The 26873-nt window shown below is 63.8% G+C and carries 28 protein-coding genes and 1 pseudogene; 10 read left to right on the top strand and 19 right to left on the bottom strand.

Annotation, left to right across the window (positions count from 1 at the left end):
* Positions 1–3 precede the first annotated feature (3 nt).
* The 7 genes from lepB to uvrD all read right to left on the bottom strand — a co-directional run bounded on the left by lepB (position 4) and on the right by uvrD (position 6264).
* A complete protein-coding gene (lepB, locus tag O5O48_RS05650; RefSeq protein ID WP_269688404.1) occupies positions 4–858 on the bottom strand; it encodes a signal peptidase I in 855 nt (284 codons plus the stop codon).
* A gap of 54 nt (positions 859–912) precedes the next feature.
* The gene (locus O5O48_RS05645) at positions 913–1308 is read right to left on the bottom strand and encodes a DoxX-like family protein (protein ID WP_269688403.1); all 396 of its coding nucleotides are present in this window, start codon (positions 1306–1308) and stop codon (positions 913–915) included.
* Positions 1301–1702 carry a thiol-disulfide oxidoreductase DCC family protein gene (locus tag O5O48_RS05640; protein WP_269688402.1) on the bottom strand — a complete coding sequence of 134 codons (402 nt, stop codon included), beginning with the start codon at positions 1700–1702 and terminating at the stop codon, positions 1301–1303. Before O5O48_RS05640 ends, O5O48_RS05645 begins: the two co-directional genes overlap by 8 nt.
* A 64-nt stretch (positions 1703–1766) precedes the next feature.
* Positions 1767–2168 (bottom strand): nuclear transport factor 2 family protein, encoded by a 402-nt coding sequence (locus tag O5O48_RS05635; RefSeq protein WP_269688401.1) that lies wholly within the window; start codon positions 2166–2168, stop codon positions 1767–1769.
* An 82-nt stretch (positions 2169–2250) separates the two neighbouring features.
* Complete coding sequence (locus O5O48_RS05630; RefSeq protein ID WP_269688400.1) at positions 2251–2712, bottom strand: GNAT family N-acetyltransferase; 462 nt, start codon at positions 2710–2712, stop codon at positions 2251–2253.
* A 79-nt stretch (positions 2713–2791) separates the two neighbouring features.
* The gene (locus tag O5O48_RS05625; protein ID WP_269688399.1) at positions 2792–3892 is read right to left on the bottom strand and encodes a TRAP transporter substrate-binding protein; all 1101 of its coding nucleotides are present in this window, start codon (positions 3890–3892) and stop codon (positions 2792–2794) included.
* A 197-nt stretch (positions 3893–4089) separates the two neighbouring features.
* Positions 4090–6264, bottom strand: coding sequence for a DNA helicase II (gene uvrD / locus O5O48_RS05620; protein ID WP_269688398.1), 2175 nt, complete (start codon positions 6262–6264; stop codon positions 4090–4092).
* 207 nt (positions 6265–6471) lie between these two features.
* Here uvrD and O5O48_RS05615 point away from each other — a divergent pair, with 207 nt between their 5' ends.
* The gene (locus O5O48_RS05615; RefSeq protein ID WP_269688397.1) at positions 6472–9339 is read left to right on the top strand and encodes a putative bifunctional diguanylate cyclase/phosphodiesterase; all 2868 of its coding nucleotides are present in this window, start codon (positions 6472–6474) and stop codon (positions 9337–9339) included.
* A 7-nt stretch (positions 9340–9346) separates the two neighbouring features.
* On the opposite strand, the gene zwf is transcribed toward O5O48_RS05615, so the two are convergent.
* Positions 9347–10786: a glucose-6-phosphate dehydrogenase gene (zwf, locus tag O5O48_RS05610; RefSeq protein ID WP_088275823.1), complete on the bottom strand. Its 1440-nt coding sequence runs from the start codon at positions 10784–10786 to the stop codon at positions 9347–9349.
* Between the two features lie 162 nt (positions 10787–10948).
* On the opposite strand from zwf, the gene hexR reads away from it, so the two are divergent.
* The gene (gene hexR, locus O5O48_RS05605; RefSeq protein WP_088275824.1) at positions 10949–11818 is read left to right on the top strand and encodes a transcriptional regulator HexR; all 870 of its coding nucleotides are present in this window, start codon (positions 10949–10951) and stop codon (positions 11816–11818) included.
* Here the strand turns inward: hexR and arsJ are convergent.
* The 3 genes from arsJ to O5O48_RS05590 all read right to left on the bottom strand — a co-directional run bounded on the left by arsJ (position 11793) and on the right by O5O48_RS05590 (position 14459).
* Positions 11793–13025 carry an organoarsenical effux MFS transporter ArsJ gene (arsJ, locus tag O5O48_RS05600; RefSeq protein WP_269688396.1) on the bottom strand — a complete coding sequence of 411 codons (1233 nt, stop codon included), beginning with the start codon at positions 13023–13025 and terminating at the stop codon, positions 11793–11795. The two genes, hexR and arsJ, sit on opposite strands and share 26 nt — an antisense overlap.
* On the bottom strand, positions 13025–14032 hold the full coding sequence (locus O5O48_RS05595) for an ArsJ-associated glyceraldehyde-3-phosphate dehydrogenase (protein WP_228245975.1): 1008 nt from the start codon (positions 14030–14032) through the stop codon (positions 13025–13027). Before O5O48_RS05595 ends, arsJ begins: the two co-directional genes overlap by 1 nt.
* A 70-nt stretch (positions 14033–14102) precedes the next feature.
* Positions 14103–14459: a metalloregulator ArsR/SmtB family transcription factor gene (locus O5O48_RS05590; protein WP_269688673.1), complete on the bottom strand. Its 357-nt coding sequence runs from the start codon at positions 14457–14459 to the stop codon at positions 14103–14105.
* Positions 14460–14557: 98 nt separating this feature from the next.
* Here O5O48_RS05590 and arsB point away from each other — a divergent pair, with 98 nt between their 5' ends.
* Together arsB and O5O48_RS05580 are read left to right on the top strand one after the other, a co-directional pair.
* Positions 14558–15616 carry an ACR3 family arsenite efflux transporter gene (arsB, locus tag O5O48_RS05585; RefSeq protein ID WP_233048553.1) on the top strand — a complete coding sequence of 353 codons (1059 nt, stop codon included), beginning with the start codon at positions 14558–14560 and terminating at the stop codon, positions 15614–15616.
* An 18-nt stretch (positions 15617–15634) separates the two neighbouring features.
* On the top strand, positions 15635–15913 hold the full coding sequence (locus O5O48_RS05580) for a peptidylprolyl isomerase (protein ID WP_083723822.1): 279 nt from the start codon (positions 15635–15637) through the stop codon (positions 15911–15913).
* Here O5O48_RS05580 and O5O48_RS05575 read toward each other — a convergent pair.
* Positions 15901–16470: a helix-turn-helix domain-containing protein gene (locus O5O48_RS05575; RefSeq protein WP_233048554.1), complete on the bottom strand. Its 570-nt coding sequence runs from the start codon at positions 16468–16470 to the stop codon at positions 15901–15903. The two genes, O5O48_RS05580 and O5O48_RS05575, sit on opposite strands and share 13 nt — an antisense overlap.
* A 123-nt stretch (positions 16471–16593) precedes the next feature.
* On the opposite strand from O5O48_RS05575, the gene O5O48_RS05570 reads away from it, so the two are divergent.
* Positions 16594–17754, top strand: a complete 1161-nt coding sequence (locus O5O48_RS05570; RefSeq protein WP_269688395.1) for a benzoate/H(+) symporter BenE family transporter — start codon at positions 16594–16596, stop codon at positions 17752–17754.
* On the opposite strand, the gene O5O48_RS05565 is transcribed toward O5O48_RS05570, so the two are convergent.
* The gene (locus O5O48_RS05565; RefSeq protein ID WP_088275833.1) at positions 17745–18299 is read right to left on the bottom strand and encodes a DUF1003 domain-containing protein; all 555 of its coding nucleotides are present in this window, start codon (positions 18297–18299) and stop codon (positions 17745–17747) included. The two genes, O5O48_RS05570 and O5O48_RS05565, sit on opposite strands and share 10 nt — an antisense overlap.
* A gap of 32 nt (positions 18300–18331) precedes the next feature.
* Entirely contained in the window at positions 18332–19093 is a 762-nt protein-coding gene (locus O5O48_RS05560) for a TOBE domain-containing protein (RefSeq protein ID WP_269688394.1), read from the bottom strand.
* Between the two features lie 76 nt (positions 19094–19169).
* Here O5O48_RS05560 and modA point away from each other — a divergent pair, with 76 nt between their 5' ends.
* The 3 genes and pseudogenes from modA to modC all read left to right on the top strand — a co-directional run.
* Complete coding sequence (gene modA, locus O5O48_RS05555; RefSeq protein WP_269688393.1) at positions 19170–19919, top strand: molybdate ABC transporter substrate-binding protein; 750 nt, start codon at positions 19170–19172, stop codon at positions 19917–19919.
* 2 nt (positions 19920–19921) lie between these two features.
* The gene (gene modB, locus O5O48_RS05550) at positions 19922–20617 is read left to right on the top strand and encodes a molybdate ABC transporter permease subunit (RefSeq protein ID WP_269688392.1); all 696 of its coding nucleotides are present in this window, start codon (positions 19922–19924) and stop codon (positions 20615–20617) included.
* Positions 20614–21687, top strand: a pseudogene (modC, locus tag O5O48_RS05545) (molybdenum ABC transporter ATP-binding protein); the annotation flags it as partial. The gene modB and the pseudogene modC, both read left to right, overlap by 4 nt.
* Here modC and O5O48_RS05540 read toward each other — a convergent pair.
* Together O5O48_RS05540 and O5O48_RS05535 are read right to left on the bottom strand one after the other, a co-directional pair.
* Positions 21683–22021, bottom strand: coding sequence for a restriction endonuclease (locus tag O5O48_RS05540; protein WP_266101778.1), 339 nt, complete (start codon positions 22019–22021; stop codon positions 21683–21685). The pseudogene modC and the gene O5O48_RS05540 sit on opposite strands and share 5 nt — an antisense overlap.
* Positions 22022–22423: 402 nt before the next feature.
* Positions 22424–22726 carry an ArsR/SmtB family transcription factor gene (locus O5O48_RS05535; RefSeq protein WP_088275839.1) on the bottom strand — a complete coding sequence of 101 codons (303 nt, stop codon included), beginning with the start codon at positions 22724–22726 and terminating at the stop codon, positions 22424–22426.
* 101 nt (positions 22727–22827) lie between these two features.
* Here O5O48_RS05535 and O5O48_RS05530 point away from each other — a divergent pair, with 101 nt between their 5' ends.
* Together O5O48_RS05530 and O5O48_RS05525 are read left to right on the top strand one after the other, a co-directional pair.
* Positions 22828–23916 carry an NADH:flavin oxidoreductase/NADH oxidase gene (locus tag O5O48_RS05530; RefSeq protein WP_269688391.1) on the top strand — a complete coding sequence of 363 codons (1089 nt, stop codon included), beginning with the start codon at positions 22828–22830 and terminating at the stop codon, positions 23914–23916.
* 79 nt (positions 23917–23995) lie between these two features.
* Complete coding sequence (locus O5O48_RS05525) at positions 23996–24616, top strand: flavin reductase family protein (protein WP_269688390.1); 621 nt, start codon at positions 23996–23998, stop codon at positions 24614–24616.
* 2 nt (positions 24617–24618) lie between these two features.
* Here the strand turns inward: O5O48_RS05525 and O5O48_RS05520 are convergent, their stop codons facing one another.
* From O5O48_RS05520 to O5O48_RS05510, 3 genes are read right to left on the bottom strand one after another with little or no spacing between them, the layout of a single operon-like run.
* Positions 24619–24951: a DUF3325 family protein gene (locus O5O48_RS05520; RefSeq protein ID WP_269688389.1), complete on the bottom strand. Its 333-nt coding sequence runs from the start codon at positions 24949–24951 to the stop codon at positions 24619–24621.
* Positions 24948–26522 carry a PepSY-associated TM helix domain-containing protein gene (locus O5O48_RS05515; protein ID WP_269688388.1) on the bottom strand — a complete coding sequence of 525 codons (1575 nt, stop codon included), beginning with the start codon at positions 26520–26522 and terminating at the stop codon, positions 24948–24950. Before O5O48_RS05515 ends, O5O48_RS05520 begins: the two co-directional genes overlap by 4 nt.
* On the bottom strand, positions 26519–26821 hold the full coding sequence (locus tag O5O48_RS05510) for an iron transporter (RefSeq protein WP_269688387.1): 303 nt from the start codon (positions 26819–26821) through the stop codon (positions 26519–26521). The genes O5O48_RS05515 and O5O48_RS05510 overlap by 4 nt, the downstream gene beginning before the upstream one ends.
* Positions 26822–26873: the final 52 nt, after the last annotated feature.

Genomic DNA, 26873 nt, shown 5'->3' with positions numbered 1-26873 from the left:
CCATCAGGATGCCGGGTGGTCCGGCTTGCTGATCAGCCAGACCATCTGGCCAACCACCCGCTCGGCAGCGACCGATCCCCAGTAACGGCTGTCGTTGGAGTTATCGCGGTTGTCACCGAGGAAGAAGTAATGCCCCTCCGGCACCCGGAAGGTCTGAATCGGCTGCTGCGCCGCACTGTCCAGCTGCTGCACCCGATAGGATTGCCCGCCAAGTTGCTCGCGGTAGATTCGTACCCCATCGGTGTCTGACAGCAGCTCGCGCGGCAGGTGCTCACCATTGATCACAAGCCCATCCGGCGTCAGGGCAATCACGTCACCGGGCAGCGCGATCAGCCGTTTGACGTAGAGCATGTCGTGGTCAGGCGGATAGAACACGTAGACCTTGCCGCGCTGCAGGCGGGCCGCATCCAGGCGGTCGCTGCCGGGCAGGGTGAAGCCAAACAGGCTGCGATGGGCAAAGCCCCACTTCTGCGCCACAAACAGATTGCCCTCAACCAGCGTCGGGTGCATCGAGGCCGACGGCACCTGATAAGGCTCGTAAAGGAAGGTTCGCGCACCCAGAATCGCGAGCATCACTGCCAGATAGAGTCCGACCGCAACACTCGCCCGGTTGAACCAGCGGCGCGGCGTCTGCGGGTTGTAACACCGCACGATCAGCACCGCATGCAGCGGGCAGATCACGCTGAACACCAGCGTCAGGGCCAACTCGAAGTACCAGTCGATCCCGGCGACCACCAGCGTCACCGGAAGATAACCCCAGAACAGACGCGGGCGATTGACGTAGAGAAACACGAACGGCTGCAGCACGATACCCAGCAGCACAGTCAGCCAGAGGCGGGGTTTCCAGGGTGACGGCACAACAGCTCCTTGCATACAGGGCCAACGCGGCCCATCAGAGCGTTATGACCACAATCAGGCGGCCGTGTTGCAACCGGCTTCAAGGCGAATGATCAACACACACAGCAGCAGCGCAGGCAGCGTGGTCGTTACCGGGTTGAATGCACCGACCAATAGCGCCGGGGCAACCAGGGCAACGCCGGCAAGCAGGCCGAGTAACCCGAGTACGGCGGCGACCACGGGCCAGCAGCCAAACCAGCCGAACAGAATCACTATCCCGAGCAGTACCTCGGCCACCCCGGCCAGTGATGAAATCACCTGTGCATCAAGCCCCAGACCGGACGCCTCGATCATCTGTACTTCGACCGGGCTGGGAAACAGCAGCTTGGGTACCAGGCCGTGATAAATGAACACAAATGCCAGCATCCAGCGGCACCAGCGGGCCATCTTCAACAGGTCCGGGTTATTCATCGACAAAGCGCCCCGCGTGATCGGCCGAGGGCAGCCGGCACAGGTCATAGCGACCAAACAGCCGGTAGCGATTCAGCGCAATACGGTCGTACAGCCAGTCGCGCAGCGGGCGCGGGATCAGATGAAACACGCACAGAGCGCGCCATGGCCAGCCAAGCCGATGCATGACGACAAAGAACGCCGCGCTCTTCTCGAAGCGGCGTTCGCCATCCACCACCAGCATGGTCTCAAAGGTATCGGTCGGATAGTTGTGCTCCGCGAGCAGCCGCTGCCCCGCCGCCGACTGCACGCTGCACAGCCGGAACCGGCGCGCGGCATCGTGCTCGATAATAAAGTTGGCCCAGGCACTGCAGAGCTTGCAGACACCGTCGAACAGAATGATGGGGGCGGGCACGATCTATCCTTTGCAATTGCAGCCGGGAACACTCCCCGAGCATAACAGCCGCCAGCGGCAGATGTCAGATCACCTGCTGGTACAGTCCGGCCCGGTACTGGCTGTAGGTATCAAGGAATTCCCACACCTCGCAGATCTTTGCGTCGCAGCAGCGAAAGCGCAGCAGATACTGGTTCAGATAGGGCTCACCGCTGCAGGTCTGCGCCGTCAGCTCGAAATGCACGACGACATTGTCGCCTTCACATATCAGCGCATGGCGACGGATCTGCAGGGTAGCAAAATCCAGCCAGCCGGCCCCCTTGGCATTCATCCCGAGAACACCGTCAATACCGGAAAAATCGCTGCCGAAAGGGTGCGCCGGCGGCAGGTGCCAGCGAATATCCGCAGCCAGATAGTCGGTAATCGGTGCCGCACTGCGCCCCTCTACCGAATCGAAATAACGCTCAACCAGTTCCTTGCTGTTCATGTTCAGCCTCACAATGAATTCAGCAAAGCCTGCCCGAGCCTCTCGGGAAACAAATCGTTCAGATGGAGGAGACGTGCCGGCGTCAACCTGACCCAAGCAGCTTGCTGTAGTGCAGAAACTGCCGGTCACGCTCCCAGCCACTGGCTTCGTACAATCGCTGCGCCGAAGTGTTGTCGGTCGCGGTTGCCAGCTCCATGCGCACCGCGCCCTGCGCACGCGCCTGATCTTCGGCAGCCGCCAGCAGGGCTCCGGCAACGCCCTGACGACGATAGCCGGAGCCGACATACAGGTCATACAAGATGCTGATTGGCGCCATGTCGACCGAACAGAACGTCGGATACAGCTGACAGAATCCGGCCAGCTCGCCTTCGCCGGCCATCGCCATCAGCACCACTGAGTCGCCACGCTGCAGACGCAGCCGCAGATAGTCGATCGCGCCCGCCCGATCGGTCGGCTGCTGATAAAACTGGCGATACAGATCGAACAACTCGCCCACCCGCTCGGCATCCGCCGCACTGGCGCGCTTGATATGGATACCGGGCATTGTGCTTCCTCCGCAGCGGACGCTGTTGAGACCCCGCGAGGCCTGACCGGCGCACTCGCGGGACCGGGAAGGGGATGAATCAGCTACGCAGATCGTACATGGCCTTTTCGCTGATCGCGTGCCAGGCCTGGATCTTCTCGCGGAAGGCCTGCATGGAATCCCACACCTCGCGGTTCAGCGGATCCATCGCGGCGGTCTCTTCCAGCACATCAGCACTGATGTCGCGCAGGCGCTCCAGCACCGCATCAGGCAGCCGACGCAGCTGGACGTTATGCTCGTCGACCAGGGTATGCAGCGCCTCGGCATTGCGCCGGCCATACTCATCCAGCATGGCCTGGTTGGTCGAGCGGGCCGCATTGATGACAATACTGCGCAGGTCGTCCGGCAGCTCGGCCAGCTTCTGCTTGTTGATGGTCAACTCCAGCACTGCGCAAGGCTCCTGCCAGCCCGGGTAATAGTAGAACTGCGCCGCCTTGTGCAGACCGAAGGCCAGATCATTATAGGGGCTGACCCAATCGGTCGCATCGATCACCCCGGTCTGCAGCGAGGTAAAGATTTCGCTTCCCGGCAGGTTGACCGTAGTGGCGCCGGCACGCGACAGCACCTCGCCGCCAAAGCCCGGCATACGGATTTTCAGGCCCTGCAGGTCGTCCAGACTGTTGATCTCCTTGTTGAACCAGCCGGCCATCTGCACGCCGGTGTTGCCGCACGGCAGCGGCACTACGCCGAGCGGGTCATAGGCCTTCTGCCACAACTCCAGCCCGCCGCCCTCGTACAGCCAGGCATTCATCTCCTGGGCGTTCATGCCGAACGGCACGGCGGTAAAGAACGGCGCCGCCGCACTCTTGCCCTTCCAGTAATAGGCCGCGCTGTGGCCCAGCTCAGCGGTGCCGCCAGAAACAGCGTCAAAGACTTCCAGCGCCGGCACCAGAGCACCGGCGGCAAACACCTGAATGCTCAACCGGCCATCGGACAGCCGCTCAACCGTGTCCGCGAAGTGCTGGGCGGTGGTGCCCAGACCCGGAAAGTTCTCCGGCCAGGAGGTCACCATCTTCCAGCGAAAGCGCTGTTCGGCTGCCGCCGGCGCACTGCCGGCAGGCGCGCTGTCGTCCTTGCAGCCGGCCAGCGCCGCCGCGCCCAGACCCAGACCGGCGGCCGTCAACAATTCACGTCTATCCATTCTTTTAGCTCCAAGCTGTAAGCGGCAAGCTGCAAGCTGCCCGCTGCGGACTTCTATATTGGTGCAGGGAGCGTCGACTCGCGCGCTCCTGCGGCGAACCATCAGCCACCGATTCATTCAAGTTGGCAACGCACTTCCCGCACGCACAAACCACTTGCGGCTTATAGCTTGAAGCTTGCCGCTCCAAACTGCAGGCGCTACAGCGCCTGCAGCTTGGCATACGCCACCATCAGCCACTTGCTGCCTTCCGAATCAAAGTTGACCTGTATCCGTGCCTGCGCGCCGTGGCCTTCATAATTGAGCACCACCCCTTCACCGAACAGCGCATGTTCGACGCGCTGGCCGAGGGCAAAGCCGGTGCTTTCGGTCGCTTCGCTGGCGAACAGATTGCCCTTGGCCGGGCCAAAGGGTCGGCTGACCTGGCTGCCCAGGCGCACTTCACGAATCAGTTCAGGTGGAATCTCACGGACAAAGCGCGACACCTTGTTGAAGGTTTCACTGCCGTACAGGCGGCGGGTTTCGGCCCAGGTAATCACCAACTGCTGCATCGCCCGGGTAATGCCCACGTAAGCCAGCCGGCGCTCTTCCTCCAGCCGGCCCGGATCTTCCAGGCTCATCTTGTGCGGGAACAGCCCTTCCTCTACCCCGGCCATGAATACCAACGGGAACTCCAGGCCCTTGGCGCTGTGCAGGGTCATCAGCTGTACGCTGTCTTCAAAGCGGTCAGCCTGGGTTTCGCCGGCTTCCAGCGAGGCGTGGGCGAGGAAGGCCAGCAGTACATCGCCTTCCTCTTCCTCGTCCGCCATATCGTTCTCGAAACCACGGGCGGCAGAGACCAGTTCTTCCAGGTTCTCGACCCGCGCCTGCGCCTTGTCACCCTTTTCCTGCTCATGGAAGCGCAGCAGGCCGCTGTGCTCAATGGCAATCTGGGTCTGGCTGTAGAGCGGCAACCCTTCGGCACGCTCGGCCATTTCCTCGATCAGCACCAGAAAGCCCTGCACCGCGTTGGCCGCCCGGCCCGGCAGCCCCTTGTTGTCGATCAGGTCGCATGCCGCCTGCCACATTGAGACATCTTGCTCGCGCGCCTGCTGGCGCAGCAGCTCGACCGTCTTGTCGCCGATGCCGCGGGTCGGCAGATTGATAATGCGCTCCAGCGCACCGTCGTCGCCGCGGTTGGCCATCAGCCGCAGGTAGGCCATGGCGTTCTTGATCTCGGCGCGCTCGAAGAAGCGCTGACCGCCGTAGATACGATAGGGAATACCGCTGCGCAGCAGGGCCTCTTCCAGCACCCGCGACTGGGCGTTGGAGCGGTAGAGTATGGCCATCTCGCTGCGCGCCAGCCCGTCGCGAATGCCCTGCTCGATCCGTTCGACGATAAAGCGCGCTTCATCCTGCTCGTTGAAGCCGGCGTACAGGGCAATCGGCTCGCCTTCGTTGCCGTCGGTCCACAGTTCCTTGCCGAGCCGCCCCGAGTTGTTGCCGATCAGCGCGTTGGCGGCCTTGAGAATGGTCGCGGTGGAGCGGTAGTTCTGCTCCAGACGGATCATTTCGGCATTCGGATAGTCGGTCTGGAACTGCTGGATGTTTTCGATCCGCGCGCCGCGCCAGCCATAGATTGACTGGTCATCGTCACCGACCACCATCAGGCTGGGTGTCTTGCCCGCGAGATGGCGCAGCCAGGCGTACTGCACCGCGTTGGTGTCCTGGAACTCGTCGACCAGAATGTGCTTGAAGCGCGCCCGATACTGCTCGCGCAGCGCCGGATTATCGCGCCACAGTTCCAGCGAACGCAGCAGCAGCTCGGCAAAGTCGACGGCCCCGGCACGGTTGCAGGCCTGCTCATAGGCTTCGTAGATGCGCACCATGGTGCTCAGGTACAGATCACCGGCCGGCTGAATATTCTGCGGGCGCAGGCCTTCGTCCTTCTGGGCGTTGATCCACCACTGGGCCTGCTTGGGCGCCCACTGGTTCTCGTCCAGACCGAGTTCACGGATAACCCGCTTGACCAGCCGCTGCTGGTCGTCGCTGTCGAGAATCTGGAACTGTTCGGCCAGCCCGGCCTCGCGCCAGTGCGCGCGCAGCAGTCGATGTGCCAGGCCGTGAAAGGTGCCGACCCACATGCCCTGCGGCGCAATGCCGAGCAGTTGCTCGATCCGCGCGCGCATTTCGTAGGCGGCCTTGTTGGTAAAGGTGACGGAGAGAATGCTCCAGGGTGAGGCCTGTTCGACCTGCACCAACCAGGCGATACGGTGAACCAGTACCCGAGTCTTGCCGGAGCCGGCGCCGGCCAGCACCAGCTGTTGGCCGACCGCGGCAGTCACGGCCTGACGTTGAGCATCATTGAGCGAATTAAGCAGGTGGGAGATATCCATCGCGGCATTCTAGCAGCCCGCCGTCCCGCGCCGGAAGCCGCGCGGCTAAACCGCATGGCAGACGCTTCGGATGTCATATTTTGCGACCGAGGGACTGTGCCGAACGGCAGGGCTGGTGTAAGGTGATGAGCCTGATCCGACAGTAACACCCGATGTAGCACGCATGATAACAATAACAATCACGGGCCAACGGAGCGCAAAACAGCCATGACTGGCAGCCGAGCCACGTTCAGCCCCATCTCGCACAGTGATCTGCGCCTGCAGCAGATGAACCAGCTGTACGCCCAGTCACGGCTACCGCAGTGGCTGTTGCTGTGCACTGCGCTGATGGTCACGCCCCTTGTCTGGAACCAGGCATCCGCGCTGAATCTGTTCAGTTGGCTGGGAGCCCTGGTGTTGCTGGCGTTGTTGCGCCAGATGCTGGTTCGCCGCTACTGGCAGACCCCCTCCCAGGACCGCCTGCGCCGTCGCTGGAGCTTTTTCTTTCATCTCGGCAATCTGGCGTCGGGCCTTTGCCTGAGCTGGGTCTACATTGCGCTGACACCGCTCGACGACTTCGCCCGGCAGACGCTGATGTACAGCATCGCCGGCGGCGTCAGCCTGTGTGTCGGTGTGCTCTACGCCACCCGTTTCAGTGCCTTTGCCTCGTTTCTGCTGCCGGCCTGGCTGCCGCCGCTGGCCTGGCTGGTGTACGACGGCAGCGCAAGCAGCCAGAACTGGGCGATAATGTCGGGCCTGATGCTGGTGTTCATCGTGCTGACCGCCGCGTTGATCCATCGCACCATGCGTCAGGCGATGATCACCAACCTGCGCAATGAAACCCTGCTGGCCAATCTGGGCAGCGCGCACCAGCGAACCGAAGAGCTGAACCAGCAACTGACCCGCGAGATTGCCCAGCGCCGGCAGGCCGAGCAGTCGCTGCGCGACAGCCACATTGAGCTGGAGGAACGGGTCAGGCAGCGTACCGCGGAGCTGGAAGCGGCCACCCATAACCTGCGCGCCAGCGAGGCACAGCTGAGCCTGGCCATGGAAGCCAGCCAGCTGGGGCTGTGGGACTGGGACCTGACCACCGACAAGGTCTATCACTCGCGCCTCAAGCCGCTGTTCGGCATGCCCGAGGATGCCGTGCCCAGCATGCTGGAGGACCTGCGCCCGCTGGTTCACCCGGCCGACGTAACCATGGTACGCAAGACCCTCGCCCAGCACATGAAGAACAAGACCGTCGCCTACCGCATGGAATACCGGGTGCGCCACGCCGATGGTCACTGGCTCTGGGTCGAGGACAGCGGTCGCGCGGTAGAGCGCGACCCCGACGGCCGGGTTCTGCGGATGATCGGTACCCGCCGCGACATCAGCGCCCGCAAGTTGCAGGATGAGCAGGCCCAGCTCTCGGCGACGGTATTCGAAGCCTCCAGCGAAGGTATCTTCATTCTTAGCCCGGCGCTGGACATCCTGGCAGTAAACCAGGCCTACAGCGTGATTACCGGCCTGCAGCAGCAGGATGCCGTGGGCCGCAACATACTCGAGCTCAGCGGGTCGGATGAGCTGCGCCAGCAGTTTTTGCACCTGCAGAGCATGCTCAACAGCAAGGACCGCTGGCAGGGAGAAATGACCGCCCGTCGCCGCAGCGGTGAGTCCTTTCCAATCTGGCTGCAGATGACCGTGGTACGCAACGCCGCGGCGCAGATTACCCACTATGTCGGGTTCTTCGCCGATCTGACCACCCACCGGCAGACCGAGGAGCAGCTGCAGTACCTGACCAACTACGACCCGCTCACCCAGCTGGCCAACCGTCGCCGCTTCAGCGAGAACCTGCAGGAAGCCACTGCCCGCGCCCGGCAGAACGACAGCCAGCTGGCCCTGCTGCACATCGATCTGGATCGTTTCAAGCACATCAACGTGACACTGGGCCATGCCGTAGCCGATGCCCTGCTGCAGGAAGTTGCCCACCGGCTGAGCACACTGCTGGGCGACACACACGGCCTGGCGCGGCTGTCCGCTGACGAGTTTGTCGTCATCGTTGAGCAGGCCGACTGCAGCGATGCCCTCGGAGCGCTGGCCGACCAGATCCTTGAGCGCCTGAGCCAGCCCATGCTGATCGCCGAGCACGAACTGGTGGTCACCGCGTCCATTGGCATCAGCCTGTTCCCGGCAACCGCACGCGACAGCCTGCAGCTGATTACCCAGGCCAACCAGGCAATGCAACACGCCAAGCACCTGGGCGGCAACCGCTGGCAGTTCTACACGCGCCAGCTGCGCGCTTACAGCCTTGACCGCCTGCAGCTGGAAAACCAGCTGCGCAAGGCCATCGACGAACAGCAGTTGATGGTGCATTTCCAGCCGAAACTGCACCTGGCCAGCGATCGCATCCGCAGCGCCGAAGCCCTGGTGCGCTGGCAGCATCCGATACGCGGAATAATGATGCCGGGCGACTTCATCAGTATCGCCGAGGAGACCGGTCTGATCGTCGCCCTGGGCGAGCAGGTGCTGAATGCAGCCTGCGCACAGGCCAGCCGCTGGTGCCATCAGGGTCCGGCGTCGGTCGTCGTATCGGTCAACCTGTCGGTTCAGCAGCTGCGTCAGGAGGGTTTTGCCAGCCGCGTCCGACAGGCGCTGGAACGCCATAACCTGCCGGCCCGTCTGCTGGAGCTGGAGTTGACCGAAAGCATGCTGGCCGAGCACAGCGAGGCGATCGTCGACAATATCAACGCACTGCAGGCGCTGGGTGTCAGCCTGTCGGTCGATGACTTCGGCACCGGCTATTCGTCACTGGCCTACCTCAAGCGTTTCCCGATCAGCACCCTGAAGATCGACCGGGCCTTCATCGCAGCGCTTAACGACGCGCCCGGCGACGATGCCATTGTTCGCGCCGTGATTGCCATGGCCCACAGCCTGTCGCTGCAGGTCGTGGCAGAGGGCGTGGAGACCGAGGCCCAGCTGCAGTTCCTCAAGGAAAACGGCTGCGATGATGTCCAGGGCTACCTGATCAGCCGGCCGATCGACGCCGAGGCCTTTACCACCCTGCTGGAGCAGAGCCAGCCCGCCCGCGACCTGCTCGATACGCTCGGACGCTGACGCCCGCCTAGCGCTGGTCCAGCCAGCGGTGACCGCGCCGCTCGAGCAGGCTGTCGGCCGCTTCCGGGCCCCAGCTGCCAGCGGGGTAACGCTTGGGTGACCGATAGCAGTCACGCCAGCCGTCGATGATCGGATCAACCCAGCGCCAGGCGGCACCGATTTCGTCACGCCGCATGAACAGGGTAGCGTCCCCTTCGATGACATCCAGCAGCAGCCGCTCGTAGGCGTCCCAGCGGCGACGGGTAAAGGCCTCGTCGAAATTCAGGTCCAGCTCCACTTCCTGCAATCCCATCCCGCGGCCGGGCGACTTGGCCATCAGCGACAGACGAATACCCTCATCCGGCTGCAGGCTGATGGTCAGCCGGTTGTTTTCCGGGCTGTCGCCATGCTGCGGGAACAGCTTGTGCGGCACCGGTTTGAACTGGATGACAATTTCGGACTTGCGCTGCGCCATGCACTTGCCCGTGCGCAGGTAAAACGGCACACCGGCCCAGCGCCAGTTGTCGATCTCGACCTGCAGGGCAACAAAGGTCTCGGTGTTGCTGTCGTGGTCGACACTTTTCTCGAAGTAGTAGGCCGGCAGCCGCTCACCGGCATGCTCACCGGCAGCATACTGGCCACGTACGGTGCGGTCCTGGACGTCCATACCGGTAATCGGCCGCAGCGCCTCGAGAATCTTCAGCTTCTCGTTGCGCACCGCCTCCGGCTCGAAATGCACCGGCGCTTCCATGGCCACCAGGCAGAGCAGTTGCAAGAGGTGGTTCTGCACCATGTCACGCATCGCCCCGGCGCGGTCGTAATAGTCACCACGATTTTCCACGCCGACACTTTCCAGCACGCTGATCTGCACATGGTCGATATGCGCATTGCGCCACAACGGCTCGAACAGGGCGTTGCCAAAACGCAGCGCCAGCAGATTCTGTACCGCTTCCTTGCCGAGGTAGTGGTCGATCCGGAACACCCGCGACTCATCAAACACCTGGCCTATCTGCTCGTTGATCATGTTCGCCGTCTGCAGGCTCTCGCCCAGCGGCTTTTCCAGCACCACGCGGGCATGCTCGTCTACCAGGCCAACCGAGGCCAGGTGCTGAACTGTGGGCGCAAACAGATTCGGCAGGGTCGCCAGATAAAACACCCGAACCCGACCGGTGCCAGGCTTGAGAACCTTGGTCAGCCGCGGAAAGGCCACCCGCTGGCTGACATCCAGCGACAGGTAGTCCAGGCGCTCGGCGAACACCTCCCAGACGCTTTGGTCAAAATCGCGGCGTGAGACATGCTGACCAACATGGCGCTTGACCAGCTTGCGATAGCTTTCAAGGCTGTGCTCGGCGCGGGCCAGCGCCAGAATCCGCGTCTCCGGGTGCAGATGACCGTCGCGATGCAGGTAATAGAGCGCTGGCAGCAACTTGCGCATGGCCAGATCGCCGGTGCCGCCGAACACCACCATGTCACACCTGATTCCCGCCCGAGCCACGTCAAATCCTCCTGCCCGCCACACCCCGACCGTTTTTGTAGTATAACTACAAGCATTACTACACCACGGGTGATCGAACTATCCCAGATACGGCAGCCAAGCTGCCCCTCATTCGCTGCCAGACATCATGCCATCATGAACATGCTCCAGCACATCGCTGCCCACCGTGACCAGCTCAGAAAGTCCGAGCTGAAGGTCGCCGATTTTGTCATCGCGCAGGCCGCGCAGGTGATGCACTCATCGATGGCCGACCTGTCGCAGCAGGTCGGCGTCAGCGAGCCCACCATCGTACGCTTCTGCCGGGCAATTGGCTGCAGCGGATTTCAGGATCTCAAGCTGAAACTGGCCCAGAGCCTCGCCGCCGGTGCCAGTTTCGGGCAGTTCTCGATCAGCGAGGACGACAGCGTCGACACCCTGTCGCACAAGATCTTTGACACCACCCTGGCCACCCTGATGGATGTGCGCGAACGCCTTGATCCTGCCGCCATCGAACAGGCCATCAGCGCCCTGACCCACGCCCGCCGCGTAGAGTTTTACGGCTTTGGAGCCTCCGGCGCCGTGGCCAGCGATGCCCAGCACAAGTTCTTCCGCCTGCTGGTCTCCACCGCCGCCTATTCCGACCCGCACATGCAGGCCATGTCTGCCGTGACCCTGGGCCCGGAAGATGTGGCGGTCGCGATCTCGCAGACCGGACGCACCAAGGACCTGCTGCATTCGGCCAGTCTGGTGGTGGAAACCGGCGCAACCCTGATCAGCCTGTGCCCGAGCCGAACGCCGCTGGCCGAACTCGGCCAGGTGCACATCCCGATCGACGTGCCCGAAGACACCGATATCTACACGCCGCTGTCGTCACGCATCGCCCATCTGGTGGTCATTGATGTGCTGGCGATGGGCATGGCCATGCGCCGCGGCCCGGAGTTGGTCAACCACCTCAAGAGCGTCAAGCGCAGCCTGCGCGGCCTGCGCCTGTCGAACAAGGCTAGTCGCAGCGAGCTGGGCGAGTAGCCGCCTCAGGCAGCGCCAGCGAAATCAGACCGGCTGCCAGTACCAGCACCGCCGACAGCCAGAGGCAGGCCACCAGCCCGTACTGCTGATAGATCCAGCCGGACAACAAGGTGCCAAGTAACCGCCCCGCTGCATTGGACATGTAGTAAAACCCTACATCCAGCGACACCGCATCGCGCGCAGCCCAGGATACGATCAGGTAACTGTGCAGCGCCGAATTGAGCGCGAACACCACGCCAAACACCAGCAAGCCGCCGAGCAGCGCCCAGCGCGATTGCCCATCCAGCATCAACCCAAGCGCAATCAGCGCCGGCACCACGGCCAGCGCCAGCGCCCAACCAGCCGCTGCGCGTCCGCCCGGCTGGTGACCACTGCCGCGCCCGGTCACGGCTGGTGCGCGGGCCTGCACCACGCCGTAACCAATTACCCAGAGCGCCATAAAGGCACCCACCGACCAGACATCCCAGCCAAATACCGCCGACAGATAGACCGGCAGGGCGACCACAAACCAGACGTCACGCGAGGCAAACAGGCATAGCCGAGCGGCCGACAGCAGGTTGATCGCCCGGCTCTTGGACAGCAGGTCACGAAACTTGGGTTTGCCCTTGGCGCGGCCCAGATCGCGGCGCAGCAGGCGCAAGCTCAGAAGCCAGACCAGCGCCAGCGCGATGGCCATCGCCAGCACCGCACCACGGAATCCGAGCAGCGCCAGCAGCCCCGCGCCAAGGAAGAAGCCAACGCCCTTGAGCGCGTTCTTCGAGCCGGTCAGCAGTGCCACCCAACGGTACAGCGCGCCCTGCTGTTCGTCTGGCAGCAGCAGCTTGACCGCGCTCTTGGCGCTCATCTTGTTCAGGTCCTTGGCGATGCCCGACAGCGCCTGCGCCGCCATCACCCAGCCCACCGTGAGCCAGCCGGTCGGCACCGCCAGCATGCCGAGCGCCAGCACCTGCAACGCCAGGCCGATATTCATGGTGCGGTTCAACCCGATCCGCGCACCCAGCCAGCCACCAAGCAGGTTGGTCACCACACCGAAGAATTCGTAGAACAGGAACAATCCGGCGATCTGCAGCGGGCTGTAGCCGAGCTGGTGGAAGTGCAACACCACCAGCATGCGCAGCGCCCCGTCGGTGAGAGTGAAGCTCCAGTAGTTGCCGGTAACCACCAGATACTGTCGAACCTCCGCCGGCAACTGCATCAGTCGCCGCATCAATTGCCCGCCTGCCCCACCTTGCGCGCCAGCTCGACCAGGCGGTTGCTGTAGCCCCACTCGTTGTCGTACCAGCTGTAAATCTTCACCTGGGTGCCGTTGACCACCATGGTGCTGAGCGCGTCGATGATCGAGGAGCGCGGATCGGTACGGTAATCGATCGACACCAGCGGCCGTTCCTCGTAACCGAGAATCCCCGCCAGCGGGCCCGCGGCGGCGGCCTTGAACAGCGCGTTGACCTCATCAACCGTGGTCGCACGCTCGACCTCGAACACACAATCGGTCAGCGAAGCGTTGGCCAGCGGCACCCGTACCGCGTGGCCGTTCAGCTTGCCGCGCAGCTCGGGGAAGATTTCAGCAATCGCGGTTGCCGAGCCGGTGCTGGTCGGGATCAGGCTCATGCCGCAGGCACGGGCGCGACGCATATCCTTGTGCGGCTGATCGAGAATGCTCTGGGTGTTGGTCAGGTCGTGAATGGTGGTGATCGAGCCGTGACGAATGCCCAGTGCCTCGTGGATCACCTTGACCACCGGGGCCAGGCAGTTGGTGGTGCAGGAGGCGGCGGTCACAATCGGGTGCGCGGCCGGGTCGAACAGCTGATCGTTGACGCCCAGCACAATATTCAGCACGCCCGGCTCCTTGACCGGCGCGCTCACCACCACCCGGCGTACGCCCTGATCCAGATAGGGTTGCAGCGCAGCGCGGGTCTTGTTGACGCCGCTGGCCTCGATCACCAGATCGCAGCCCGACCAGTCGGTATCGGCAATCGCCCGGTTGCGGGTGAGCGGCAGCCGGCGGCCCGCAATGACAATCGCATCACCATCGGCCTGTGCCTCGTGCTGCCAGCGCCCGTGTACCGAGTCGAAGTTGAGCAGATGGGCGTGGGTTGCCGGATCGCCGCCCGGGTCGTTGATCTGCACAAACTCCAGGTCGGGCCAGTCCCAGGCGGCGCGCAGCGCCAGTTTACCGATGCGGCCAAAGCCGTTGATACCTACCTTGATGGTCATGTTGCGTCCCTCCGGTTGACCCGCACCGATTGCGGCGGGCCCTTGTTCTCAGAATAGTCCCTGGCGCGGCTCAGCGGCGCGTGGGCGGCTCACAGCAGGTGGCCGCAGCGCCCGCCAAACGGGCCCGCTCAGCCTCCAGCCAGCCCGGCTGGCTGTGCGCGGCCTGTCTGACCACCTCGCCCGCCCAAGCCGGCAAATCCGGGTGCAGCCGGTAATAGACCCACTGCCCGCGCCGCTCATCCATCAGCACATTCAGCTTGCGCAGCGACGCCAGATGCCGGGATATCTTCGGCTGCGACAGGGCCAGCGCGCCGGTCAGCTCGCAGACGCAGAGTTCCGGGCTGTCGACCAGCAGCGCGCAGATGCGGGCACGGGTGTCATCGGCCAGCGCCTTGAACAGTGCCGGCGGCGTCAAAGGGTCATTCAACATAAAATTCACTTGTACAATCAGCCTGCGGGCAATATATATGAAATTCCGTATATACGGGAAAGTGAATATTTCGTGACACCAGACAAGGTCCGCCCATGCACAGCAGCGCTGAATCCACCCGCCAACCCTCACCCATGGGCCGCTTTGAACGTTACCTGACGCTCTGGGTTGCCCTCTGTATCGCCTTGGGCACCCTGCTCGGCGTGCTGCTGCCGGCCCCCATGCAGGCGCTCGGCTCACTCAGCGTGGCCAACGTCAACCTGCCGGTCGGTCTGCTGATCTGGGTGATGATCATCCCGATGCTGATGAAGGTCGATTTCGCCGCGCTCGGCGAAGTGCGGCAGCAGACCCGCGGCATTGCCATCACCCTGCTGGTGAACTGGGCGGTAAAACCCTTCTCGATGGCGCTGTTTGCCTGGCTGTTCATTCGTCATCTGTTTGCCGGCTGGCTGCCGGCCGAGCAGCTCGATCACTACGTCGCAGGTCTGATCCTGCTGGGTGCTGCGCCCTGCACGGCAATGGTGTTTGTCTGGAGCAACCTGTGCCGCGGCAACCCGCAGTTCACCCTGAGTCAGGTGGCTTTGAACGACGCGGTGATGGTGGTCGCCTTTGCGCCGATCGTCGCGCTGCTGCTCGGCGTCAGCGATATCGTCGTGCCCTGGGATACCCTGCTGCTGTCGGTCGGCCTGTATATCGTGCTGCCGCTGGCCGTTGCCCAGGCCGCCCGCTACCTGCTGCTGCGCCGCGGCAAGGCGGCGCTGGAGCAGGCGCTGAGCGCCATTGCACCCTTGTCGATGGGTGCGCTGCTGGCGACGCTGGTGCTGCTGTTCTCGTTTCAGGGCGAGGCGCTGGTGCAGCAACCACTGGTGATTGCCCTGCTGGCCATCCCGATTCTGCTGCAGACGCTGTTTATCGCCGCGCTCGGCTACGGCCTGAACCGGCGCTTTGGGGTACGCCATGACGTGGCGGCACCCTCGACCCTGATTGGCGCCTCCAATTTCTTTGAGCTGGCCGTCGCGGTAGCCATCGCGCTGTACGGGTTCAACTCCGGCGCCGCACTGGCAACGGTCGTCGGCGTGCTGATTGAAGTACCATTGATGCTCTGGCTGGTCGGTATCATCAACCGTAGCCGCCCCTGGTACGAATCCCGCTGAACCGAGAGGACCCCCGTCATGCCCGTCGCCATGGCCCGCCATATTCTGGTCAAGACCGAAGCCGAAGCCGCCGCGCTGAAGAAACGCATCGCCGCCGGTGAAGCCTTCGATGTGCTGGCAAAGAAATATTCGACCTGCCCGTCGAAGAAGCGCGGCGGCGATCTGGGCGAGGTACGTCCCGGTCAGATGGTTCGCGCCATCGACCAGATCATCTTCAAGAAGCCGCTGAAAGTGGTGCACGGCCCGGTCAAGAGCCAGTTCGGCTACCACCTGGTGCAGGTGTTCTACCGCGACTGAGGCGGGTAGTAGATCAAATCATGAAATACCGCGGGCTCGGTGCCCGCGTTGCGATAACCGTGCGGCTGATCCGCGGCGAAGCGCACCGCCTCACCTTCTTTCAGTTGCTGCCAGACGCCCCGCACCAGCAGCTCCATGACCCCGCGCACCACGATTACATGCTCAACGACGCCTTCACTGTGCGGCTCTGACAGCCGCTCATAACCCGGCAACAGGGTCAGCTCGAACAGCTCAAAGCCGTAGCGCGCGTCAAACGGAAACAGCGGTGCAATCAGCATGGCATCGGCGGCCGGGCGCTGGCGCAGGGTGTCGGCACTGCGCAGGGTAACGCCACGTTGCTCGGCCGGCGGTGGCTCGATAAAGCTCGACAGCGACGTACCAAAGCCCGAGGCAATCTTCCACAGTGTCGCCACCGTCGGACTGGATTCGCCGCGCTCGATCTGGCCGAGCATCGCCTTGCTGACGCCACATTCGGTCGCCGCACGATCCAGACTCCAGCCACGGTCAGTGCGCAGCTGCCTGAGGGTATCGGCGAGGTACTGGCTGATTTCCTGCATCACAGGTCCGCTAAGTTGAGGGTCGCACAGCATAGCAACTTCCCTTTGTGCGTTATAGCGCACGATGCTAGGATCGGCCAACCGTGCGCTATAACGCACAACCCGCCGATTGAGGATCGCCACATGCTGAAGGCCTGGTTCAACCCGTTCCACATTGCCGCCGGTTTTATCGCCGTGCTGGTGGGGTACACCAGCTCGGCAGTGATCATCTTTCAGGCCGCCGCGGCGGCCGGCGCCTCGCCGGACCAGATCAGCTCATGGTTGTGGGCATTGGGCATCGGCATGGCCGTTACCAGCATCGGCCTCTCGCTGCGCTTTCGCGCCCCGGTGCTGATCGCCTGGAGTACCCCCGGCGGCGCGCTGCTGGCTACCGGGCTGCCCGGGTTCAGCCTGAACGAGGCCATTGGGGTGTTTCTGTTCAATGCCGTGCTGATCACTCTGTGCGGTCTGCTCGGCTGGTTCGATCGCATCATGCGACTGATTCCCGCGCCGCTGGCCGGCGCCATGCTGGCCGGCGTGCTGCTGCCGTTCGGGCTCAACCTGTTTGGCGCACTGCAGGAGCAAACCCTGCTGGTTGGTCTGATGCTGGCCTGCTACCTGGCCGGAAAGCTGTTGTTCCCGCGCTATGTGATTCCATTGACTCTGCTGGTCGGCGTGCTGGTTGCCGCCTTGGCTGGACAATTACACTTGGAGCAGCTGGAGTGGTCACTGGCTCAGCCGGTCTGGACAACCCCGGCGCTGTCGGTTCCGGCATTGCTCGGGGTCGGCATTCCGCTGTTTATCGTCACCATGGCGTCGCAGAACGTGCCGGGCATGGCAGTACTGCGCGCCAATGGCTATCAGTTGCCCGCCTCGCCGCTGATGACCACCACCGGCATCACCGGCCTGCTGCTGGCGCCCTTTGGCGGTTACACCTTCAACCTGGCCGCGATCAGCGCTGCAATCTGCGCCGGTAAAGATGCCGACCCGGACCCAGCCCAGCGCTTTCGCGCCAGTGCCTGGGGTGGCTTTTTCTATCTGCTGACCGGATTGTTTGGCGCGACCGTCGCCAGTCTGTTCGCCGCCTTCCCGCAGGCGCTGGTGATGGCGATTGCCGGTCTGGCACTGCTTGGCACCATCGGCAACGCGCTGGCTACCGCACTGCACGATGATCAGCAACGCGAGGCAGCCTTTCTGACCTTTCTGGTGACCGCATCAGGGCTGGCGCTATGGGGCATCGGCAGTGCCTTCTGGGGGTTGCTGCTGGGCCTGCTGGTGCTGCGACTGCCACGCCGTCACGGTTGAGCAGGACGCTGACAAACCCCGCGGTGAATCTCGCTGGTCAGGGTTTCGATACGCTGACTCAGCTGGTGAACGGTCTCGGTCAGCCGGGTGTTTTGCTCAAGTAACAGCAGCAGTTGCTCGGTCTGCTCGGCGGCGTGGGCGGCGCGCTGCTCACTGGCCTCGGCAAGGGCCTCACGGTGCAATGCATCAGCCTGCGCCGATGCCTTGTCACGGTCTGCCTGACGGGTCTGCGCCAGCAGGATCAGGGGCGCAGCGTAGGCCGCCTGCAAACTGAACGCCAGGTTCAGCAGAATAAACGGGTAACGGTCAAAACTGACCAGATCGGAAACGTTGATGGTGATCCACAGCGCGACGATCAGGGTCTGCGCGATCAGAAACACCGGAGTACCGAAGAAGCGGGCAAAGGCTTCGGCACGCAGGGCAAACCAGCCATCACCGAATACCGAGTCCAGATGCATGTTCGGTCGGTGAAAGCGAAAGTGATGGGTGCCAGGCACTGCGCCTGCCGCGGCGGATTCGGTTTTGCCTTGCTTGGGCGTGGTCATCGGCTGACTCCTTGGCCAACGGGATACAAGCACTATAGTGCGCAGAGGATGATCTGTTCAGGGTCAATCCACAGGGTTATCGATTCGCCAAGCCCCGGCACAGACAGATCATCAACCAGTGAGGCCACCAGCAGTACGCCACCGGGCAGCTCTGCCTCCAGCGCCAGCTGATCGCCAACCTGCTCCCGGCCCACTACCGTAGCGGTCAGTCGGTTACCAGACATCACGTCGCCCGCCAGCTTTACCCAGGGCGCCTTGATCAGCGCAAATACCTCCGCACCCTCGCACAATCCAAGCCGTTCACCGCTGTTACGCGTGATCACCGCCGTAAGCGCATGGCCACCATCGAGGGTCAACTCCACCCGCGTGTTCAATCCGTCCGGACGCAGGGCGGCAACCCGGGCAAACAGCTGATTGCGCGCGCTGGTACGCAGGCGCAGCCGGTTCATCACCTGCAGGTAGGGGTCGAGGCTGTCGTCTTCGCTGAGCCGTTGCAGGAAAGCCGCGTGCTCCTGCTGATAGCGCCGAAACGCCGCGACCAACTGTTCGCCAGCCCCGGTCAGCCGCGTACCACCGCCGCCACGTCCGCCAACCGAGCGCTCTACCAGCGGGCTGCCAGACGCCTTGTTCATCGCATCGACCGCGTCCCACGCCGTCTTGTAGCTCATGCCCGCCGCGCTGGCCGCCTTGCTGATAGAGCCGGTTTCGCTGATGCAGACCAGCAGCTCGATGCGATCCTGCCCCGCCAGCGGGCGACCCTGATGGGAAAACCAGACCTGTCCTTCAAGTTTCATTACCTGCGACCCGTTGCCAAACGCTATATAACGAATAATATAACGGTCAGTCGCCGTCCACTGCCAAGGAGATTCCATGCGTCTGCCGCTGCTCATCACCGCCATCGCCTGCCTGAGTGTCAACCCGCTGGCGCTGGCCGACGAGGTGCAGGTCGCGGTCGCCGCCAACTTTACCGCGCCGATGCAGGAGATTGCCCAGGCATTCGAGCAGGACACCGGAAACCGCGTCGTCGCCGCCTTCGGCTCGACCGGCCAACTGTACGCCCAGATCAGCCACGGCGCGCCGTTCGAGGTTTTCCTGGCTGCCGATGCCACGACGCCGGCGCGTATCGAGCAGGACGGCCTCGCGGTCACCGGTACGCGCTTCACCTACGCCACCGGCGCGCTGGCGCTGTGGTCGGCTGACGCCAGCCTGATCAGCGATGGCGAGCAACTGCTGCGCAGCGGTAGCTTCCAGCACCTGGCCATCGCCAACCCGAAAACCGCCCCTTATGGGCTGGCCGCCAAACAGGTCATGCAGCGGCTGGGGCTGAGCGCGGCGCTGGCACACACGCTGGTCGAGGGCCAGAGCATCGGCCAGACCTATCAATTTGTCGCCAGCGGCAATGCCGAGCTTGGCTTCGTTGCGCTCTCACAGGTCTACCGCAACGGCGAGATCACCACTGGCTCGGCGTGGCAGCTGCCGGCAGAGCTATATGAGCCAATCCATCAGGACGCCGTGCTGCTCGACAAGGGCGCCGACAACCCGGCAGCGGCAGCACTGCTGAGCTACCTCAAAGGCGAACGCGCCGCCGCAATCATCCGTAGTTACGGCTACGGGCTCTGAGCATGAGTCTACCGCTGGACAGTGCCGACCTCGCCGCCATCTGGCTGACGCTCAAGCTGGCGGCGCTGACCACCGTGCTGTTACTGCTGGTCGGCACGCCGCTGGCCTGGTGGCTGGCGCATACCCGCTCACGACTCAAGGGGCCGATCGGCGCGCTGGTTGCCCTGCCGCTGGTGCTGCCGCCGACGGTGATCGGCTTTTATCTGCTGGTCGCGATGGGGCCGAACGGTCCGCTTGGTGCACTAACCCAAAAAATGGGTCTCGGCACCCTCGCCTTCAGCTTCAGCGGACTGGTGATCGGCTCGGTGTGCTACTCCATGCCCTTTGTGGTGCAACCGATTCAGAACGCCTTTGAAGCCATCGGCAAGCGCCCCCTCGAAGTGGCAGCAACCCTCGGTGCCAGCCCGCTGGACCGTTTTTTCACCATCGCCCTGCCGCTGGCCCGCCCCGGCATCATTACCGCCAGCGTGCTCGGCTTTGCCCACACCCTTGGCGAGTTCGGCGTAGTGCTGATGATTGGCGGCAACATTCCCGAGCGCACCCGGGTGGTCTCGGTGCAGATTTTCAATCACGTCGAGGCAATGGACTACGCCAGTGCCCACTGGCTAGCCGGCGGCGTCCTGATCTGCTCGTTTCTGATTCTGCTGCTGCTCAACCGGCGCGGCCGCCCGAGCGTCATGCCGGGGGCCCGCGCATGATTCGTCTGCAGCTGAAACAGCGGCTGGCCGACTTCACCCTCGATCTGGACCTGACCCTGCCCGGTCGCGGCGTCACCGCCATCGTCGGCCCCTCCGGCTCCGGCAAGACCACGCTGCTGCGCTGCGTCGCCGGTCTGGAGCGGGCGGCCGAGGCGCGAATCGAGGTCAACGGCATCAGCTGGCAGGACAGCGGGCACGCTGTCTGGCTGCCGCCCCACCAGCGCGCACTCGGCTACGTTTTTCAGGAGGCCAGCCTGTTCCCACACCTCGATGTGCAGGGCAACCTCGACTACGGCCGGCGCCGCAGCCGCACCCCGGCAGACGCAGGACAGGTTGCGCAGATCGTTGAACTGCTGGGTATCGGCCACTTGCTGAAACGTGACATCGCCGGGCTGTCCGGCGGCGAGCGCCAGCGCGTCGGTATTGCCCGGGCCCTGCTTGGCAGCCCTGGGCTGCTGCTGATGGACGAGCCGCTGACCGCCCTCGACCCGCAGCGCAAGGCCGAGATCCTGCCGTATCTGGAGCGATTGCACGCCGAGCTGGACATTCCGCTGCTGTATGTCAGTCACGCGCCGGACGAGGTCGCCAGACTGGCCGACCACCTGGTGCTGCTGAACAACGGTCGGATGCAGGCCAGCGGCCCGCTGCAGGCGCTGCTGCCCCGTCTGGATCTGCCATTGGCACACAGCGACGACGCTCGTGTCGTGCTTGAAGGCGTGGTCAGCGGCTACCGCTCAGCCTATCAGTTGCTCAGCCTGCGGCTGGCTGGCGACGAGCACTTGCATGTTATCCATGGCGAACTGCCGCCGGGGACGCGGGTGCGGGTAGCGGTGCAGGCTCGGGACGTCAGTCTGGTGCTGGAGCAACCGCAGCACAGCAGCATGCTCAACCGCTTGCCGGCAACCGTTTGCGCCGTCGAAACCATTGCCGATGCTGCACAGGTACTCGTCAGGCTGGATGTTCAGGGTCAGCCCCTGCTGGCCAGGGTAACCCGCTTCTCCGCTGACCAGCTGGAGCTGCACCCGGGCCAGACGCTGTGGGCTCAAATCAAGGCGGTCGCGCTGCTCAGTCAGGCTGCCGGCCCGCCGTCGTCTCGCTCTGCGACAACCATTGCAGCATCAGCCCCCGATCAATAAGACGAATGCCGCGTCGCCGTGCAGCAGCGCGCGCGGGCGCACCGATTCGTCCGCCACAGACCAGGATCACACCCTCGGCATCCACCCGGTCGGCGCGGTCGACGGCTCGCTCCAGTTGCGCGGGCTCCAGCACGGGATCGCGCCAATGCTCGGTGACCAACAGCACTTTCTGCTCCTGTCGCTGCAGCAGCAGATCGCTACCCGAAATGGGACCAATCACCGGCTCATATCCCTCGGTCTCCAGGGTCAGCTCAATCAGATCACGCATTTCCTGCCAGCTGAGCTGCTCCAGCAGCGAGTCAGCCGCCCGTTCCTGTCGCAGCCGATCCAGCCGCCGCCGCCAGGACACCCGGTTGAACAGGTCAGCGACGCCGGCACACAGCAATGCCAGCGGCAGCAACACCTGACCGACCAGCGCAAAGCTGTGCAGCAAGGTAGCCGAGCCATCACCGATACGGCTGGAAGGAAGCGCCCACTGGGCGATGGCCCGCAGCCCGAGCCAGCAAAATGCGGCCAGCAGCAGGTAGAGCCACCACGGCACGAGGTGACGGACCAGCACGGCCTGTTCGAGGGGAGTACTACTTTGACGACGAGGCATCCCTGACTCCTGCAAGATGGCTCCATGCCACCAGACCATAACGATAGCCGCTGCCGGCGATCCGGTAAAGAATCAGCTGCGCTGGGCGAGAATTGCGTCCAGCAGGCCGGGGAAGCGCGCGTCCAGATCGGACCGGCGCAGCGAATTCATGTGAGTCGTGCCGACACTCTTGGTCATGACCAGCCCGGCATCGCGCAACACGCGGAAATGATGCGACATGCTCGACTTCGGTCGACCGCCATCAAGCTCGCCACAGCTGGCTTCACTGACTTCGGCCAGACGCTGGACAATTTCCAGTCGCACCGGATCGCTCAGGGCGTAGAGCACACGCTCGAGAATCAGGTCGCTGGCAGGGGGGTGTTTGAACGGTCGCATGGACAAAGATCATACACAGAGGTTTACTTCCGATCCATAGTTCCAATATTATCGAACTATTGAATCAATCCATATTCCAATCCTGCTGTCGGAGGTTATCCATGTCAGCCCTGTTTCAACCCTTTACTCTCAAGGACGTATCCCTGCGCAACCGCATCGCGGTCCCGCCAATGTGTCAGTACTCGGCCAACGACGGCCTGATCAATGAATGGCACCTCGCCAATTACACCAGTCAGGCCCGTGGCGGCGCCGGTCTGGTGATCGTCGAGGCCACCGCCGTCTCACCGGAAGGCCGCATCACCCCCGGCTGCGCCGGTATCTGGAACGACCAGCTGGCCGAAGCGTTCGTCCCGGTGGTGCGCGGCATCAAGGCCAATGGCGCGGTGCCGGGCATCCAGATTGCCCACGCCGGGCGCAAGGCCAGCGCCAACCGCCCCTGGGAAGGCGACGACCATATCCCCAATGACGCGGCCAACGGCTGGCAGACCATCGCCCCATCGGCCATCCCCTTCGGCGCACACCTGCCGAAAGTTCCCGAAGCAATGACCCTGCAGGACATCGAGCGGGTCAAGGCCGATTTCGTTGCGGCCGCACGCCGCGCCCTGGCAGTCGGCTTCGAGTGGCTGGAACTGCACTTCGCCCACGGCTATCTGGCCCAAAGCTTCTTCTCACCGCACGCCAACCAGCGCACCGACGCTTACGGCGGCAGCGCCGATAACCGCAGCCGCTTCCTGCTGGAAACCCTGGCCGCCGTGCGCGAAGTCTGGCCGGAACATCTGCCACTGACCATCCGCTTTGGCGTCATCGAGTTCGACGGCAATGACGAGCAGACCATGACCGAGTCGATCGACCTCACCCGCCGCTTCAAGGCCGCCGGCATGGACATGATGAGCGTCAGCATGGGATTTAACATCCCCACCGCCAAAATCCCCTGGGCTCCGGCGTTCATGGGCCCGATTGCCAAGCGCGTGCGTGATGAAGCCGGCGTGCCGGTCTCCTCGGCCTGGGGCTTTGGCGAGCCGCATATCGCCGAGAAAGCAGTACAGGACGGTCAACTGGATCTGGTCATGGTCGGCAAGGCGCATCTGGCCAACCCGCACTGGGCCTACCACGCCGCCCGCGAACTGAAGGTGGAGCGCCCATCCTGGGTCATGCCGGCACCCTATGCCCACTGGCTGGAACGCTACTGATCCACAGCCACCCCTTGCGCGCGCCGCCACGGCGCGCTGCAATGGCAGGCAACCAATCAGATAACCGGATGGGGGCAACATGCAGGACAACAGCTACTACTATGAACCCGCGCAGGGCCACGGGCTGGCCCACGACCCGTTCAATTCCATCGTTGGCCCCCGCCCGATCGGCTGGATCAGCAGCCGCAGCAGCGACGGTATCCTGAACCTCGCTCCCTACAGTTTTTTCAATGCGTTCAATTACATACCGCCGATCATCGGCTTTGCCAGCATTGGCCACAAGGACAGCCTGAGCAATATCGAGCAGACCGGCGAGTTCGTCTGGAACCTCGCTACCTTGCCGTTGGCCGAGGCGATGAACCAAAGCTGCGCCGCGGTGGCGCCCGAGGTCGACGAGTTTGCGCTGGCGGGGCTGACCGCGTTGCCATCACGCCAGATCGACGTACCAAGGGTAGGCGAAAGCCCGGTCTCCTTCGAATGCCGCAAGACCCAGATCATCCAGCTGCAGAGCGCTGCGGGCGATGCACTCAATACCTGGCTGGTGCTCGGCGAAGTGATTGGCGTCCATATCGACCGCCGCCTGCTGGTCGACGGTGTCTACCAGACCGCTGCCGCCGAGCCGATTCTGCGCGGCGGTGGCCCGGCCGATTACTTCCGCGTCGAGGCGGGCGCGCTGTTTCGCATGCACCGCCCCGGCTGAACTCACCCCAGCATGAACACTGGCGCCAGCAGCACGCCCAGCAGTGGCAAGCCTAGCGCCAACCTTGGCGCATAGGGCAACAGCAGTAACAGAACCAGGCCGCACAGCGACAGCATGCCCAGCCAGCCGACCAGCGCCATGCTGGCTGGCCAGATCTGCAGACTCAGCAGCAGTGCCAGCAACAGCAGCAACACGCCCAGCGGGCGGCACCAGGCTCGCAAACTCGGCGGCGCCGCTGCAGCCAGTTGCTTCCAGTGCCGCTCCGTGCCCAGACACAGCGCCAGCATGCCGGCATAGCTGGCGCTCAGCGCCAGACACAGCAGACTGGCGTTCATGACTGCACCTCCGCCATCACCGCAGGCGCTCGTCGCGCAGCCCGAACCGTTGCCGCCGGCCGCTTTGACACTTTCCACGCGGCCAGCGCCAGCAAGGCTCCGAGCCCAAACCCGGTCAGATCAACCCCCAGTCGAATGCGGTCAGGAACGGCAAGCGCGGTTTGCAGATCCAGCAGTGGCACGCCCAGCAGCAGCACCGCACTCGCTGCCAGTTGTTCCAGCCAGCCACGCAACGGCGCGCGCAGCCGCGCATGCAGCAGTGCTGCCAGCCAGGCGCCGAAGAATACCCGCAACTCCCAGCCCTCACGCTCGGCCAGATCCGCCGGCAACAGGCGGTTGGCCCACAGCAGCGCCACGCAGGCCAGCATCAGTCCACCCACGCAGGCCAGATTGAGCCACTCCACCTGACGCAGCCAGACGCCCTGTGCCGCAGACTGCCGTCGCCGCTTGACGGTATACAGCACCAGTCCGCTGGCGATCATGGCGCTGCTGACCAGACCACAGATGAAATACAGCCAGCGCATGGGGTAACCGCCAAACTGGGCAAAATGCAGCCCCGCCATCACTTTTTGCACCAGCAGGCTGGTGCGGGTTGGCGGCGGCGCGCGCAGCAGCTCGCCGGTGATCGCATTGAAGGCCAGCGCCTCGCCCTTGGTCAGCTCCAGACGACTGCCAAGCAGCGGCCGCACCTCGACCCGCGCGTTGACGCGGCCCGGTTGACTGACCGACAGAGAGGACAGCATGCCGGCACCGTAATGGGCTTCGCCCAGGGCAATGAACTGCTCCAGCGGCTGCATGGCGGCGCTCGCCGCCGGCACCTCACGCGATGGCCGACCTCCCTCACCCCCGCGCGCCGCGCCCTGTTGCTGCTGGGCGCCCGGGCGCAGCTCGCGCAGCAGCGCATCGCGATCGCCGTTGTACAGCGCATCGGTTGCGGCCGGCATGTAGATTAGGAAGAAGATCACCAGACCGGAGTAGGTAATCATCAGATGGAACGGCAACAGCAGCACGGCGCTGGCGTTGTGACCATCCAGCCAGCTGCGCTGACCCTTGCCCGGGCGGAAGGTAAAGAAGTCCTTGAAGATCTTCTTGTGGATGATGATGCCGCTGATAATCGCCACCAGCATCGCCATCGCAGCAAACCCGACGACCCAGATACCGATAACGCGCGGCATATGCAGGGTGTAATGGAAACGGAAGAAGAAACTGCCTCCTGCGGTCTCTCGCGGCGTTATCTGCTCGCCGCTCTCGGCGTCGATCAGCGTGCGCTGGCCACGCCGCTGTTCACCCGCCGAGACGCTCAGCGAGGGATCGCGCGCCGTAGGCAGGCCGATATTCCAGGCACTCGCCGCCGGATGGTTGGCTTCCAGCCAGCGCTGGGCAACCTGCACGGCACTGGCCTGATCGACCTGCCGGTCCTGCAGTTCCGGTTGCATCCACCAGTTCAGCTCCCGATCAAACACCGCCAGGGTGCCGGTCAGAAAGATCGCAAACAGCAGCCAGCCGAGCACCAGACCGGCCCAGGTGTGCAGCCCCGACATCGATTGGGTCAACGAGGGGTGGCGACTCATACCTCCCCCCCTGCAAACCAGTGCGGGCCAAAGCCGATCAGCAGCAATACCAGCGTCACCGGCAGCGCCCAGAGCGCGCGCCGCAACGGGCGGGCAAATACCCAAAGCACAAACAAGGTGTAGACCGCAAACGACAGCAGCGTCGCGCTGATCAGTGCATCGACCCGCTCCAGCGGCAGCAACCGGGCCAGAGCTGCGGTCACGCTGTAGGCGAACAGGTAACCGCCCGGAACAGCCAGCAGAAGGCGGCCAAGGGTCCTTGGCCACACCGCTGTCGTCGAGAAAACCAGCTTATTCATCCAACACACCCCTGCAGGGCGAGGGCCCTGACGCAAAACGCAGCCCGCCCGC

It is taken from the genome of Halopseudomonas sp. MFKK-1, from assembly GCF_027474385.1.
GTDB lineage: Bacteria > Pseudomonadota > Gammaproteobacteria > Pseudomonadales > Pseudomonadaceae > Halopseudomonas > Halopseudomonas aestusnigri.
Note: the sequence above shows the minus strand (reverse complement) of the source record. Positions and strands in the feature narration are given on the sequence as shown.